14 protein-coding genes and 1 pseudogene are annotated in these 13,390 nt (G+C 69.1%); 6 read left to right on the forward strand and 9 right to left on the reverse strand.

Features of this window, described 5'->3' with window-relative positions:
* The 5 genes from CP975_RS36455 to CP975_RS34850 all read right to left on the reverse strand — a co-directional run.
* Positions 1 to 201: zinc finger domain-containing protein (locus CP975_RS36455; protein ID WP_425474215.1), on the reverse strand; the 201-nt coding region annotated here is incomplete at its 3' end.
* 72 nt (positions 202 to 273) lie between these two features.
* On the reverse strand, positions 274 to 837 hold the full coding sequence (locus tag CP975_RS00010) for a P-loop NTPase family protein (RefSeq protein ID WP_055530025.1): 564 nt from the start codon (positions 835 to 837) through the stop codon (positions 274 to 276).
* On the reverse strand, positions 834 to 1,634 hold the full coding sequence (locus tag CP975_RS00015) for a DUF6042 family protein (RefSeq protein ID WP_055530023.1): 801 nt from the start codon (positions 1,632 to 1,634) through the stop codon (positions 834 to 836). The genes CP975_RS00010 and CP975_RS00015 overlap by 4 nt, the downstream gene beginning before the upstream one ends.
* Positions 1,635 to 1,697: 63 nt before the next feature.
* Positions 1,698 to 2,213, reverse strand: coding sequence for a hypothetical protein (locus CP975_RS00020; protein WP_055530021.1), 516 nt, complete (start codon positions 2,211 to 2,213; stop codon positions 1,698 to 1,700).
* Between the two features lie 134 nt (positions 2,214 to 2,347).
* Positions 2,348 to 2,737: an ATP-dependent DNA ligase gene (locus CP975_RS34850; protein ID WP_055530019.1), complete on the reverse strand. Its 390-nt coding sequence runs from the start codon at positions 2,735 to 2,737 to the stop codon at positions 2,348 to 2,350.
* A 469-nt stretch (positions 2,738 to 3,206) separates the two neighbouring features.
* Between CP975_RS34850 and CP975_RS00025 the strand changes: the two genes are divergently transcribed.
* Positions 3,207 to 6,194, forward strand: coding sequence for an NACHT domain-containing protein (locus tag CP975_RS00025; RefSeq protein ID WP_055530017.1), 2,988 nt, complete (start codon positions 3,207 to 3,209; stop codon positions 6,192 to 6,194).
* Positions 6,195 to 6,453: 259 nt separating this feature from the next.
* On the opposite strand, the gene CP975_RS36460 is transcribed toward CP975_RS00025, so the two are convergent.
* The 3 genes from CP975_RS36460 to CP975_RS00045 form a co-directional block, all read right to left on the reverse strand.
* A complete protein-coding gene (locus CP975_RS36460) occupies positions 6,454 to 7,140 on the reverse strand; it encodes an ATP-dependent DNA ligase (RefSeq protein WP_055530015.1) in 687 nt (228 codons plus the stop codon).
* Complete coding sequence (locus tag CP975_RS00035) at positions 7,128 to 7,343, reverse strand: hypothetical protein (RefSeq protein WP_055530014.1); 216 nt, start codon at positions 7,341 to 7,343, stop codon at positions 7,128 to 7,130. Before CP975_RS00035 ends, CP975_RS36460 begins: the two co-directional genes overlap by 13 nt.
* Positions 7,344 to 8,301: 958 nt before the next feature.
* Positions 8,302 to 8,700 (reverse strand): hypothetical protein, encoded by a 399-nt coding sequence (locus CP975_RS00045; protein WP_150476424.1) that lies wholly within the window; start codon positions 8,698 to 8,700, stop codon positions 8,302 to 8,304.
* Between CP975_RS00045 and CP975_RS35530 the strand changes: the two are divergent.
* Positions 8,688 to 8,827: pseudogene (locus tag CP975_RS35530) on the forward strand (transposase); the annotation flags it as partial. The gene CP975_RS00045 and the pseudogene CP975_RS35530 overlap by 13 nt on opposite strands.
* 1,009 nt (positions 8,828 to 9,836) lie before the next feature.
* Positions 9,837 to 10,763 (forward strand): hypothetical protein, encoded by a 927-nt coding sequence (locus CP975_RS34855; protein ID WP_167532640.1) that lies wholly within the window; start codon positions 9,837 to 9,839, stop codon positions 10,761 to 10,763.
* A gap of 414 nt (positions 10,764 to 11,177) precedes the next feature.
* Here CP975_RS34855 and CP975_RS34860 read toward each other — a convergent pair whose 3' ends face one another.
* Positions 11,178 to 11,639 (reverse strand): hypothetical protein, encoded by a 462-nt coding sequence (locus CP975_RS34860; RefSeq protein WP_167532629.1) that lies wholly within the window; start codon positions 11,637 to 11,639, stop codon positions 11,178 to 11,180.
* A gap of 354 nt (positions 11,640 to 11,993) precedes the next feature.
* Here CP975_RS34860 and CP975_RS35535 point away from each other — a divergent pair, with 354 nt between their 5' ends.
* The 3 genes from CP975_RS35535 to CP975_RS00070 are packed head-to-tail and all read left to right on the forward strand — an operon-like array spanning position 11,994 to position 13,333.
* Positions 11,994 to 12,755: a site-specific integrase gene (locus CP975_RS35535; protein WP_246201345.1), complete on the forward strand. Its 762-nt coding sequence runs from the start codon at positions 11,994 to 11,996 to the stop codon at positions 12,753 to 12,755.
* A 21-nt stretch (positions 12,756 to 12,776) separates the two neighbouring features.
* Complete coding sequence (locus CP975_RS35540; RefSeq protein ID WP_246201346.1) at positions 12,777 to 13,004, forward strand: tyrosine-type recombinase/integrase; 228 nt, start codon at positions 12,777 to 12,779, stop codon at positions 13,002 to 13,004.
* Entirely contained in the window at positions 13,001 to 13,333 is a 333-nt protein-coding gene (locus CP975_RS00070) for a hypothetical protein (protein WP_055533899.1), read from the forward strand. The genes CP975_RS35540 and CP975_RS00070 overlap by 4 nt, the downstream gene beginning before the upstream one ends.
* The last annotated feature ends 57 nt before the right edge of the window (positions 13,334 to 13,390 follow it).

Here is a 13,390-nt window from a genome sequence, read left to right on the forward strand (position 1 = left end):
CCACCAACGCCCCCACTCACAGTGATGATCGGTCGGGCGGCCGCCCGCGGAGCGGCAGGCCCGCCCTGCGGCCGCCTCGCAGGTCGAGCATTCGACACGGCGCATCCACGAGCGCACGAGATCCGACTCGGCATCGGAGCGGAGGTGTCGTCGCCACTCGCCGCCCCACGGGATGCTGTCCGGTCCGTGCTCCACGCCCATTGGTCCCCCTGGGTCCGGTGGTGTGTGCCCTCTTGCCTGCCGTGAAACTGACCGTACCTGCGCTGGCGTCCCTCAGCGGTCGATCGGGGCAACGCCGTCCAGGCCGCTCTCGGAGAGGATCTGTTGGACCGTGTCGTCCAGGGTGCTGGCCGCGTCGATGACGGTCTCCAGACCGTCGGGGAGCAGGTCCTTGTCTCGGTACCAGTCGCGTAGGTGGCCCTCGTTGACGTGCGCAAGGTACTCGGCATCCGGCTTCGTCGCGTGCCGGATCACCGTCTCCTCGAAGGGCACGTGGAGGTAGTAGCACCGTGTGACGCCCTGATGGGCGCGCACCAGGTCCTGGAGCATCGTGCTGTAGCGGTCGGCGGACAGAATGCCCTCCAGGACGACGTGGAAGCCGTTGTCGAGGGCATAGCGGGCCGTGAGGTCGATCAGGCCGATATTGGCACCGCAAGGCCGGTCGCGTTCGCGCAGCACGATCCGGCGGAGGTTGTCCTGGGCGACGATGGCGAGGTTGCGGCCGAACTTCTCGCGCAGGACGGCTGCCACGGACGACTTGCCCGAGGCGCTGTTGCCTCGGAGCACGATCAGGCGCGTGTCGCTAGTCCCTACGGTGCCGTGCGCGGCCTCGGTCACCCGCGGCTCACTTGGATTCGGTTGTCGTGGAAGTGTTCCCAGTCCATGACCAGGCGGAAGCGGCGGTGGGCCTCCAGGCGCTCCGCGTCGGCCGGCTCCGCGGCGCGCTGGACACGGGCGTCGCCGGATTTCACGAGTTCCGCGAGGGCGAGCCGGACGTCGTCGACGTCCTGGCCCGTGGCTGCCGCCAGCCGGTCCAGGGAGGTGAGGGTCTCTGCCGGTTCACCCAGATCGTCGACCAGGTGGTCGATGAGGGTGTCCAGGAGCGGGCCGGTGCGCATCATCCAGCGGATTTCGTCGAGGCGCAGGGTGAGTTCGGGGTCCAGGGGCAGCAGGTCGCCGGGCAGCGGGAGCACGGCGGGCATGGACCATCGGGTGCCGTCCGGCGTCTCTTCGCAGCGGGCCAGGCCCCACGTCAGGTAGAGCTCGGACAGATCCCGCACGGTGTTGGGTACCGGGAAGCCGGCTGTCGTCAGCATGGTGCTGAACTGCTCCCAGCGGGCCGCCTCGCATGCCTCGCGGCCCTCCGGCGCGGCCTCGTAGTCCCATTCCTCATCGGGCCAGGAGAAGGTGAGGGGACCGTCGAGGTTGCCGCCGATCATGTCCCAGCGGCCGTCGAAGATCTCTTGCAGCAGGTCGTCCAGGGAGCCGGTGAAGCCGGGCTGGCTCGCGGTCCCGATCAGCATGGTCAGCGGGAAGCCCTGGCGGGGCAGGACGTGCTCCCAGCCCGACACCCACCAGTCGTTGTGCATCGCCATGTCCTGGCGCGGCCCGGGCACAGACGCCTTCTCAGTCATCCGCAGCTCTTCCTCGAGAACACCTTGATGCCCGCAGCGTACGCAGCGAGACGGGGCAGATTCTCACGGACGCGCCACCCACGCCTGGTGGGCGGGAGCGACGTGCAGTCCTTCGCGCACGCGGCCGCGCAGGACGCCGACGCGGGTGCGGCCCTCCACGACCTGCAGCCCGCTGCCCGACGGGTCCAGGAAGCACCGGTCGATCAGGAGCGGCGGGCGTAGCCACGTCCCGTGCTCTTCCCAGTGCAGGCCGACTTCGCGTGGGCGGACGTCGACCCAGTACGCGGGGTTCTTGGCGTACTCCTCGATGCAGCCGTCGTCGGAGGCTCCGGTCGGCATCCCGTGGAAGTCCGCGGCCGGGATCGTCTCGAGCCGCCAGGTGATCTCGCGCAGGTCGATGCTGCCGTAGTCGGTTACGAAGTGGTCGTTGTCGCCGAAGTCGTAGAGGAACTGTTCCAGGACGTCGTCCGGCCACTGAGGCGGGGCCACGGCCGGGTCGATACGGAAGCGGTCGTAGCCGTAGCTGAGGCCGCCGGTTCGGCGGCGCTTCATCAGGGGGCTGAGGTCTTTCAGCTTCATGCCGTCAGGTGTACCGCAGACTCTGGACGACCTGGAGTTCGCGTGGGGGCCGCGCATCCGCCTCAGCCGGTGAGCAACCGGGAACCAGCAGTAGGGCCGGACAGGGTGATTCTGTCCGGCCCCGCTGCCGTCGGTCAGCGGATGCGTGTGACCGAGACGGTGGCGTGCCGGGTGGTGCCGGCCGCCACTTCCACGACCAGGCCCTCGAGGGTGGTGTACCGCTCGCCGTCGTCGGTGTGGGCGCGCTGCCCGGGCCCGGCGGCGGCAATGAAGCGGGCGAGAGCAGCGGACAGCGGCGCGGTCAGGGCCCGCGACAGCACGCGGCGCCCGTCCGGCAGCCGTACGGCCACGCGGTGCGGGCGGGCGGCGGGCCCGACGTAGCCGACGACGTCCGCGTCCACCGTCTCCGCGTGCCGCAGCTTGGCCCAGATCCGCCCGGCCCGGTACACGCTCGTCGCCCGCTTGGCGACCACACCCTCCAGGCCCTGCTTGTGTCGGCAGACGCCGCGTCCCGCGCAGGTCATGTCGCTTTACGCGAGGGTCGGGCGTCCCCGTTGTGTCGCGTCGTAGCGAGACATGCTGTCCCTTTGTCCGGCACGGCTGTGTGACTGAGATCACGTCGGTGTGGGGGTGCTTCGTCGGTTGGAACGATGGGTGAAGGTATGGGTTCGGGCATAGGGGCCTTCCATGCAGGGGGCATTCACAGGTGAGTTCAACCAGGGGCGACGATTCGAAGATCGTTTCCCGTTCGTGAGGTGATCGTTCCCCGCCATCACTGTGGCTGGGGATGATGGTGCGTGAAACAAGGACGACTCGGGAACTCCTGACTCCCGCACGATGCGGACCGGTTCGGCCCGTTCGGCGCGGCCGGCCAGGACCCGCAGCCGCGGAGATTTCGGTGCTGCGGCGACAGAGGGCCTCCGCGCCTCTAACCTGATGCCGACGCGATGGTTCACCGAGAGGCGGTCGAGGGTGGAGCCTGCGGCTTTGGGGATGGCGGCGCGGGTCGCCTCGACACTGATCAAGCCGCTCGTGGCGAAGCTGTTCGTGCGGGAGGAGAGCGGCGCCGACCTCGTCAGCAAGCCGATCCGTGTCTCCAAACTGGTCAGCTGGCGTGGCCAGAAGCGCACCCTGGACGAGCGAGACGTACGCAAGATCAGCGAGAAGCTGATCAGCCGGACCCTCGCCGCGAACCCGTACGAGCCGGCGGTGCACGACGGTGACCGGATAGCCGTGGTCGACGCGCTGACCAAGACCCTGCTCTCGCTCGGCGACCTGGAGATGGAGGACGTCCAGGCGGTCCACCTCGGGCACGTTGAGCTGGCGCGCAAGCTGTCGGCCGCGGCGGACGACTCGACGCGGAACATGAGCGCCGACGCGACGAACCTCTACCGTTCCCTGCTCGACGTCTGCTGCCTGCACATCCTGCAGTTCTTCACGCAGCGCTCGGCCTTCATCCCGGCCACGCTGATCACGCAGACCCGCATGATCGAAGAGACCATGCGCCGCATGGAGGTGCTGACGGCGCGGCTTCCCCCGCCGCGCAGCCAGGACGCCGATTTCGAGCGGCGCTACCTGGAGCACCTCGGGCTCAGGTACGGCAAGCTCGCCATCTTCGGGCTCGACCTCAGCGCTCCCGGTCAGGCCCGATGGCCGCTCGACACAGCCTATTTGAGCCTGGAACTCTCGGCGCAGAACCGCGACGGAAGTGTCTCGGCTACCCACCGGCTCCGGGTCGAAGGGGCGCTGACCGGGAAGTACCGTGTGGTGCTGCGGGGCCCCGCTGGTTCGGGCAAGACGACATTGGCCCAGTGGCTCGCCGTCAGCGCCGCGCAGAACGACTTCGACGACGAGCTCGCCTTCCTCCGCGGCCGTGTCCCGTTCATACTCCCGCTCCGCAGCCTGGCGCAGGAGTCCACGCTCCCCACCGCTCACAAGTTCCTCGCCATGGCCGGCAGCATGCTGGACGGCGCGGAACCAAAGGGCTGGGCCGACCGGGTCCTGCACAGCGGGCGCGGCATCGTCCTCATCGACGGCGTCGACGAGATCTCGGAGTCGAAGAGGCTGCTGACCAAGCGGTGGCTCACGGAACTGACCGAGATCTACCCGCGCACGTTCTTCCTCGTGACCACGCGCCCCTCCGCGGTCCCGATCGGCTGGGCGGCGGACCTCGGGTTCGTCGAGTTCGACCTGCTGCCCCTCAACCAGCGCGACATCGACAAGTTCGTCAACCGCTGGCACGACGCTGCCCTGTCGACTCTCGGGGATGCCGAGGAGCGCACTGAGGTGGAGCAGTATCGGGCCGCCCTGCACGTCACGCTGCGCCGCAAGCCCGACCTGTACCAGCTCGCCACCAATCCCCTGATGTGCTCGGTGATCTGCGCTTTGCACCGTGACCGGCACTCGCAGCTGCCCGAGGGGCGCATGGACCTATACGCGGCCGCGCTGCGGATGCTTCTGGTCCGCCGCGACAAGGAGCGGGAGGTCATCGCGCCGGAGGGCTTGCAGCTGACCGAGGAGCAGCAGGTCCAGCTCCTCCAGCGGCTCGCGTACTGGCTCATCCGCAACGGGCGCTCCGAGGCGACCCAGGCTCTGGCTGTGCGTATCATCCGGGAACGGCTGCCCTCCATGCCGCACGTCGTCCCGGTGGACGGCGCGCACCAGGTGTTCCGTCATCTGCTGCTGCGCAGCGGGCTGTTACGGGAACCCACGCCGGACACGGTCGACTTCATCCACAGGACCTTTCAGGACTACCTTGGCGCGAAGGCGGCCGTCGAGACCTCGGACCTGGATCTGCTCGCCAAGAACGCCGGCGACGACCAGTGGGAGGACGTCATCCGCATGGCCGTCGGCCACGCTCGCGAACGCGAGCGCGCCGAACTGCTCCGCAAACTGATAACCATCGGCGACCAGCGTCCCTCCCAGCGACGCCGCTATCACCTTCTGGCCGCGGCGAGCCTGGAGAACGCCACGACGCTCGACCCGGCGGTTAGGGCAGAGGTGATCAGCCGCGCCGCTTTCCTCATCCCTCCGGCCACCCGCGAGGAGGCGGAGAACCTGGCGCGGGCGGGCGCGGTGGTCCTCGACGTGCTCTCGGGGCCGGCCGACATGACGGAGGAGCAGGCCGTCGCGAGCGTGCGCACGATCGGGCTGATCGGGGGCCCGGCCGCCCTGCAGCGGATGCAGGCGTACAAGGACTCGCCCCAGCGCAGTGTCCGGCAGGAGGTCGTCAACGCGTGGCCGCGGTTCGACACAGTCGAGTTCACCGAGTCCATCCTGGCCAGCTGCCGCTGCGACGACATCGAGATCCCGGTGACGAACGCGGAGCAGGTGGCGTGTCTGCGCCAGCTCCCCGAGGCGCCGAACCTCTCTCTCCCCCAGCCGTCGCTGATCCACCAGCTCTCCGCCGTCCTCGACCGGGACTCCGTGGGGTCCCTCGCGCTGGGCACGGCCGACCACCGCACATCGGAGCTTCCCGCCCTCGGCGGTCTGACCGGGCTGCGGCGCCTGCACGTACGCAATCCGACGTCCACGCTGTCCCTGAAACCACTCGCCGACAGCGGCATCCGGGAACTCGTGCTCGACTGCGTGCCAGTCGGCCTGGACCTCTCCGCGCTCCAGGCCGTTCCGCTGCTGACCACGCTGAGCCTCAGCTTCGCCGACCGCATTGCCCTCCCGGAGGTCGCGCTGCCCTCGATCACGTCTCTGCGGCTCAAGGGGGTGGCGGAAACGGCAAGGTTGCCCGACTTCGCCGCCCTCTTCCCCGGCCTCACCCGGCTGCACCTGAATCTGCACCGCAGGCCGCGCCGGGCGCCCCTCGACCTGTCCCGGGTGCGGGGCATCGACTCCGTCACCGTCCGCGTCCGGAACACGACGAAGGTCATCGGCCTCGACGGGCTCGACCCGGGGCAGGTGTCGGTCACCGTGGAGGGCCGCCGCACGGGCGGTCTCCTCGCATCGTTCCGCCACCAGCGCCCCTGACCCGGGCGGCCGCCGGAAAAGAACGCACCGCGCACACCGCAGCCAGCCCGTCCACCGGCCCGCAGGCGTGAAGGGCCCGGAAAGCCTGTGCGCGCGGTCCCGCAGGATCCGTGCGTACGTCCCCCAGGACGACGGCGCCGGACAGTTCTCCGTGGCCGCAACCGCAGCCACTCGTTGGCCACCGCTGCCGCACGCAGCCCCCACCCGTCCTCGAACAGAAGGGCATCGTCGACAAGGCACGCCATCCCTTCGGGAATCGTCAGCATTCCCGACAGCCTCCAGGACTCCCAACCCTCACTGGAGTAGAACGCCAGCTCCATGCCCACCGACCGTACGGACGGGACACAGCCCAGAACACCCACAAGAATGCGTTCGACGCGTCGCTCCAACAAGACGTATGAGACACGGCAGTTGTGCGTAAACAACCCTGGGCGGGCAGGTGCTCGTACCAGGCGAGCGCGACGTCCGGGTCGTCGCTCGCCGGCGTCGCCTGGATTGGCGGCGGCACCCCGTCAAGCACCTCCAGGAGCGCGGCCCTTCTCTCCGTGTACGGCCGTCGGCGCAGTTCGACGCCGTCTACTTGGAGGCAATCCCACACGACGAAGTTCGCCGGGTACTCCGCCGTAAGGGCGGCCGAGCGCCGCGCGGTGGAGTTGCCGCGAGCCTGCGCAGCCGAGAAGGACAACTGCCCGTTCACCCACACGACCGCCTCGCCGTCCAGGACCGTCCCAGGGCGCAGCACCGCCTGGCCGGCCACGGCGAGATCCAACCACGCGGAGGTGACGGTGCAGCCCGACCGGGTGTGGCAGCGCGTGGTCTCTGCGGTGCGGTGCATCACGAGCCGGTGCCCGTCGTACTTCGGCTCGTACCACCATCCCGGGCCGCGCGGCAGAACGGTGACGGACTCGGCGAGCGCGACGGGGTACTCCACGCTCAGTGCGCCCACACGTCGGGGCCGCCGCCGCGCAACTCGATGAGTGAGGAGCGGACCACATCCATCTCGTCGAAGCCCTGCAGCCCGGCCTCCTGAAGGAACGCGACCACGTCCTGGACGCTGTACGCGCGCCCGGAGACCTGCCCGTCGACCCGCACGCGGCGGCCGCCCTCCTCATCGGGCGGGTCCACGACGACCGGGTGCTCACAAGCCATGCGCCCAGCGTGCGGCCGCAGCGGATGCGACGCGTGTGGTGATACTCCGGTCGCGCCAAGGAGGTTGTCAGTGCCTCATGCCACCCTGGGTGGGCCCGGCGGTGCCCATCCCCGAAGACGATGCTGCCGCCGGGCACACCCCGGCTTCTTTCCTGAGCCGTCTCTTGACCGTGCTCACGCCCACTGCGATGCGAGCGTCGCCGCGCAGCTTGAGGAACCAGCAGCAGGGCCGAACAGGATGCTCCTGTCCGGCCCTGCTGTCGTCAGTCAGCCGAAGCCGCGCGAAGCCTCCTCCTGGGCAAGGGGCGGCAGGGGGCGGCTGATGCCAGGTCCGGTCAGTCGATGCGCTTCGCGGACTTGATGTAGACCGGGTCGGCAGGGACGTCCCACATGCCGTTCTTGACGGTGGTGGGGCTGTTGACGATCTGGTCTGCGACCTCCATTGGGCGAGGCACACGGCCTCATCACCGACCCGGACGCCTCCTCCTGGCAGTGGTCCCGGGCCGCTGTGGAGGCGCTGGACGCCGACGCCATCCGGGCCGCGATGCCCTCCCCGCCGATCAGCGGCGGCGCGGCGGCCGAACGGATCGCCAACGCGCTCGGCACACCCAACCCGACCACGTACGGCGAGCGGGCGAACGTGACCGCGTTCGTGGTGCGCCGGTTCGTCGACCACGGCCTGCTGGTCGACCTGAGCGCGAACCCGGACGGGACGCTGCACCACCCCGGCCAGGTCGCGGAGGTCTGCCGCCGCGAGGACCTGGCGGCACTGGTCGCCGCCGACACCCCGCTCGGCCCCGAGCAGGCCGCCGCCCGGCTGGGGGTGCGCCGGGCCGACTTCGACCGCATGGTCCGGCCGTCTGGATCCGCGCCCCAGAGTCGATCGAGGACCGCTTCGGCACCAGCCGGGCCGGAGCCGTCGACGTCGCGCTCTACACCACCGCCTCCGTCAACGCGGTCATCCCCGCCCACCCCAAAGCCGACTGGGAGCAGCTGCGCACGGTGGAGAAAGGCCGGCGCTCGCCGCTCGCGTCACTGCGCCCGGCACCCGCGCCCACACCCGCCCAAGATCGCGGGCGCCCGTACAGCGCTGCGACGGCGCTCCCCCGCCCGCCGCATCCCAGCCGTCCAGGAAGGCAGCCAGGCAGCGCTGCTCTTCCTCCCGTGCGACCTGCCAGGCGAGGACCTCACGGTCGATGTAGGGGGCGATGGCGGCGAGGACCAAGCGCTGGAGTTCGTCCGGCTCCAGCGCTTCCACCTCCCACTGCACCGGGCGGCGGGGGTCGAAACCGTAGCGGTGGGCGAAGGCCGGCCAGCGCGGGTCGCCGTGCTTGCCCGGGTCGCGGGCAACTCGCAAGCGCGGACCTGCTCTGTGTGCTGCAGTTCCTGCTCGGTCAATGTCGGACCGGCAGACGGCCGAGGCGGTCCGCTGCCGCATCGACTTCAAATACGCCATGGCCATGGAGCTGGACGATCCCGGCTTCCACAGCGTGCGGCCGCGCCGGAGGGCCGCGCGGCATGCGACGCGGCCCGCTGGCCTTCGGTCGCGCACCCATATCAACGTCGTACCACCCAGGTTGCTCGCCCGCGCGAGCGGCGCAATCGGAGACGGAACGTGCTCACCGGAACGGGGAGGGACAACAGGCACCTCGACAGCTGTATCGGTCATCGGAACCACCCGAGCATGCCTGCCGATCATGCTGCCGCACCGGGAAACTCCAAGATCCCCGACAGAGTCAAACTAGTAATCCAGCAGGAGTTCGCTTCCTTTGCTGGCAATTATCATCATCCCGCCATGGAGGGGATACATGAAATTTCCGCCTGGGTGATGAGTCGGAGTCAGTAACCAGAGTCACGGCATCGATCTGTCCGGCATCTCGTCCCGACTTTCGCTGCTGGTGCCGCTTGCTCGGCCCTCATCCCCGGCATTTTTGGGCGTAATTGCGTCTGGGATGCATGAGGAGTACGCTTTCCCGTCAAGACGGGGGTAGCACATGCCGATACCTCTTTGGATTCGGCCAACTCCGTGCACGCCAGGGGCGGACGAGCCGTCATCGTCTCACCTCGCCCTACCTGCATCGGCCTCGCGCGATGCGCCTCGACAGGTCCTGGGTGGCAGAGGCCCCAAGTGTCTTCGGCTGCCGATAACCAGAACCTGCAGTTCAGAGCCCGCAGGAGCCAGAAACTTCAAAATGGCGACTTCGCGTCAGTACCGGTCGGTGAATATCGGCTAAACGAAATTTTGAGGGGATTTTCCCTCCGGTGGATTACGTAGTGCCCTGTCGGGTGATTGTTGACGGAAATCGCACACCTTGTTCTATTACAAATATCTGGACATGCGTGTCGTATGGAAGTAGCGCGTAACCCTCGGACTGTCGCACGGCATGCGGCGCAGACAAATGTTTCGAGGGAAATTACTCTTTTCAGGTGACTTGCCGGCCTGATTTCGCGCCCCGGATCGACCCTTGCTTCACCTGAGCCAGAGGAAACACCGTGAACCGGAAACAGACCACCGCTCTCCTCACCCTTCCGACCCTCTTCACCGGAGCAGCACTCTTCTTCGGCGCCCCTGCCGGGGCCTCTGCCCTGGCCTGTACCGCGGGCACTGCGGGCATTGCGGGTGCCAACGGCACCGCCGCCCACCCTGCCGGGTTCCCCGGCACCGCAGGCGGTGCTGCGACCGGAACGGGCAACTGCGCGGGCGGTGCCGGCGGCCCCGGCGGCAACGGCTTCGCCAACGGGGTCGGCGGTGCGGGCGGTAACGGCGGAATCGGCGTGGGCAGCGGATCCGGCGGTGCAGGTGCCACCGGTGGCACTGGTGGCTCAAGCGGCGCGACCGGCGGTAACGGTGGCACCGGTGCCTCCGGCGGCCTCAACGGCGCGGGTGGTGCGGGCGGTGCGGGCGGTGCGGGCACCAACGCCGCTGCGGGCGGCATCGGAGGTGCCGGCGGGAACTCCGGCGCCAGCGCCGGAGCCGGCGGCCAGGGCGGCCTGGGTGGCGTCGGTGGATCGAGCGGTGGTGCGGGCGGTAACGCAGGCAACGGCGGCATCGGCCACGGCGGCGGAAAGGGCGGCAACGGAGGCGCCGGCGGCACCAACGCCTCCGGCAACGGAGGTAAGGGCGGTAATGCCGGGAAGGGCGGCAACGGCAGCTCCGGCGGTGCTTACCCCGGTGGCGCCGCGGGCATTGGCGGAGCCGGTGGTGTGAGTTCTGGAGGGCTCACCAACTCGGGTGGCAACGGAGGCACCGGCGGCAATGGCGGTGTGAAGTCGGGTGCCAGCGTTGACGGCACCTGCGGGATCGGCGGCGCCGGCGGCAACGCCACGGGGGGCATGCTCTTCCGTGGCGGGACCGGTGGAACGGGCGGAACGTTCGGCGCGGGCAGCCCCTGCGCGAGCGGCGCCAACGGAACACCGTGACCTTGCCCCACCCAGGTGCCCCGCCCCTCACGCCCTCAGACCACATGGCGCGGTCTCAGGACGTGACGGGTGCACCCTGACGTCCGCCCCTGAGAGTCTGAGGACTGACTCTCAGGGGCGGCGTGCACCCGGGGCTGCCACTCGCACGACCGCAGGCCTCACCAGCCGCCCACCGGCCCGGCAGCGCGCAGCTCTGCCCCTTCCCGCCGCGTAGTGGCGGCGCGACGCCTCTAAACAAGGGACACAACCACCGTCTGCTCCCCCGGCGAGAGCTCTGCTGCTCCCCCGGGGACAGTGGCCGAAGCCCCAGCGGAAGGCCTGCTTCTGAGTGGTGATGAGTGGCGAGCCATCGATATGGACACCGATTTCCCAGGAACACTCGTCTGGGCCGACGTGAGGGGTTAAGACGACCCCTCAGACATCACGCGCGCCCCACCGGCCGACGAACTCCTGAAGGGCGCGGCGCTGCTGTTCCTCGCGGGCTGATCTGCCGGGCGAGGACGTCGCGGTCGATGTACGCGTCGACGGCGGCGAGGACCAGGCGCTGGAGTTCGAACGGCTCCAGCGCTTCCACCTCCCATTCACCGGGCGGCGGGGGTCGAAGCCGTAGCGGCGGGCGAAGGCCAGCCACCTCGGGGCGCCCTGCTTGCCTTCAGCCGCGGGCAGTTCGTAGGCGCGGACATGGTCGTAGGTCAGCAGAACCCGTTCCGTCCGGCTCCAGCAGCCGGTGCGCGCCACCCAGTCCCGCTCGATGTCCTCGCCAGAGCAGTCGAAATCACCAACCACCAGAAGAACCCCGTCGCGAGGGTCGGCGGTGACGCGGTCGTGGACGATGTCGGCGTACGACTGCGAGCCGAAGCCGCGGACCACCAGCACCGGGATGCCCGCAGGAGCGAGCCAGCCGATCAGCTGCTGGCGCAGGGTGTCCTTCTCCGCCGCGACTTTACCGACCGCAGTTTGGGCTGTTCGTGATGTTCATGATGGCCTGTGACCTGGGCATTCTGGATCCGTTTACCGACCGGCTCCGGGATGTCCGTCACGTTTCGGTGGTCGGTGTGGAGAGCTGTGGCAAGGCAGATAGTGATAGGCGATCTCCGGGTGCAGGAGATCCGGCGGGCCGGTGATCGACGGTCCTGGACGATCGTGTGGCCGGAGGGCAGAGAGCATCGGGAGGCGGACGGCTTCCTGCGGAAGTACGAGGAGTCGGGTACCCAGAGGACGTACGCGTACGTGCTGGTCGATCATCTGCGGTGGCTGGAGCGTGAGTGCTTGCCGCTGGAGACCGTGGCCTTGCGCGATCTTGAGCGGTATATGGGCATTGTCGGGGCCGAGGTCCTGATGCCGCTCGGAGAACCGTGGCGGCTGGGCAAGAAGCCATATGGGAAGGACGCCCTGTCGGTGGCCGCGGCCTGCTTGAAGGGCTTCTATCTGCACCGGGCGTCGCTGGGTGTCAACACCGCGCTCGGCATGGCCTTGAACGTGTCCCGGCTGCCGACGCGGGTCGACCGGGACAGGGCCTTGCTGGGGCACGTAATCCAGACGATGCCGTCCAACCCGCTGGCGCCGAAACGCCCTCGCCGGCGGCACCCGAAGATGTTGCCCGAGGGCGCCCGGGAAGGGCTGATCAGCGTCGTCAACGCGGCCCGCGACCGGCTGACCGTCGACTGGCTGAGCGACGGCGGCTTCCGCATCGGCGAGCTCTGTGGGCTGCACCTCCCTGACCTGCACCTTCGCGAGGGTGCTCGCTGCGGTGAGTGCCGGGCTCCGCATGTTCACATCTGCCACCGGATCGGGAACTCCAATCAGGCGGCCGCGAAGACCAAGTACCCCTGGTCGTTGGAGGACGGCGTGATCACCGGCGGCCTGATCAAGCGCGTCAGCCCCCAGATGGTCCACTCCTACTTCGACTACATGACCAGCGAGTATCCGCGGGATCCGGCTCACGACATGCTGATGGTCCAGCTCCACGGACCACGGACGGGGCAGCCTTAGGCGACGGCAGGCGCCCGCCGAATGCTCGGCCGGGCTTCAGTCCGCGCCGGGCTCGGGAAGATCAAACCCCATGCATTTCGTCACTCGTTCGCGACGTCCGTGCTCGACGCGTCGGACGGCAACCTGGTCGTTGCCCGCGACGCCGGCGGCTGGGCATCGACACAGGTCCTGGACGAGATCTACGCCCACGTCGACCTCCACGACCGACACTTTGTGGCCGCGCTCGACAAGGTCTGGGGGCTGTCATGAGCCGCCCCGACCCCGTATTTCCGTTCTTCCTTGACCATCCGGCCCGCGTCACCAGCGACCGGCTCGAACTCCTGACGGCTTTGGTCAACGGACCGCGCTTCGACCCGATGTTCCGCGGCGACCTCCTCGTCGTCCCGCCCGACCACCCGGTCTATCGGTGGCAGTGCCGGGTCGGCGGCTGCGAACGTCCAGGTCAGCATCACGTCGAGCTGTGTTTCCAGCAGGACCGGGAATGGGCGGAAGCTCGCGCCTCCGGCGGCAACCAGGCCGAGTTCCTGGAAGCCGCGACGCGAAGGCAGCACGCTGGGTGGTCCAGGTTTCCTGCCTGATCTGCCCCGGCTGCCCGGCGACAAGCAAGGACCGGCAGCTCTGCCGCCGTCACGCGA

It is taken from the genome of Streptomyces alboniger (assembly GCF_008704395.1).
GTDB classification, from domain to species: domain Bacteria; phylum Actinomycetota; class Actinomycetes; order Streptomycetales; family Streptomycetaceae; genus Streptomyces; species Streptomyces alboniger.

What these genes read in the sequence shown, in the direction of transcription:
- CP975_RS00020 (WP_055530021.1), bottom strand. Translation starts at nt 2,213, where the DNA reads ATGAAGCTGAAAGACCTCAGCCCCCTGATGAAGCGCCGCCGAACCGGC.
- CP975_RS35540 (WP_246201346.1), top strand. Translation starts at nt 12,777, where the DNA reads ATGCTCGGCCGGGCTTCAGTCCGCGCCGGGCTCGGGAAGATCAAACCC.
- CP975_RS00025 (WP_055530017.1), top strand. Translation starts at nt 3,207, where the DNA reads ATGGCGGCGCGGGTCGCCTCGACACTGATCAAGCCGCTCGTGGCGAAG.
- CP975_RS00070 (WP_055533899.1), top strand. Translation starts at nt 13,001, where the DNA reads ATGAGCCGCCCCGACCCCGTATTTCCGTTCTTCCTTGACCATCCGGCC.
- CP975_RS00015 (WP_055530023.1), bottom strand. Translation starts at nt 1,634, where the DNA reads ATGACTGAGAAGGCGTCTGTGCCCGGGCCGCGCCAGGACATGGCGATG.
- CP975_RS00035 (WP_055530014.1), bottom strand. Translation starts at nt 7,343, where the DNA reads ATGGCTTGTGAGCACCCGGTCGTCGTGGACCCGCCCGATGAGGAGGGC.
- CP975_RS34850 (WP_055530019.1), bottom strand. Translation starts at nt 2,737, where the DNA reads ATGACCTGCGCGGGACGCGGCGTCTGCCGACACAAGCAGGGCCTGGAG.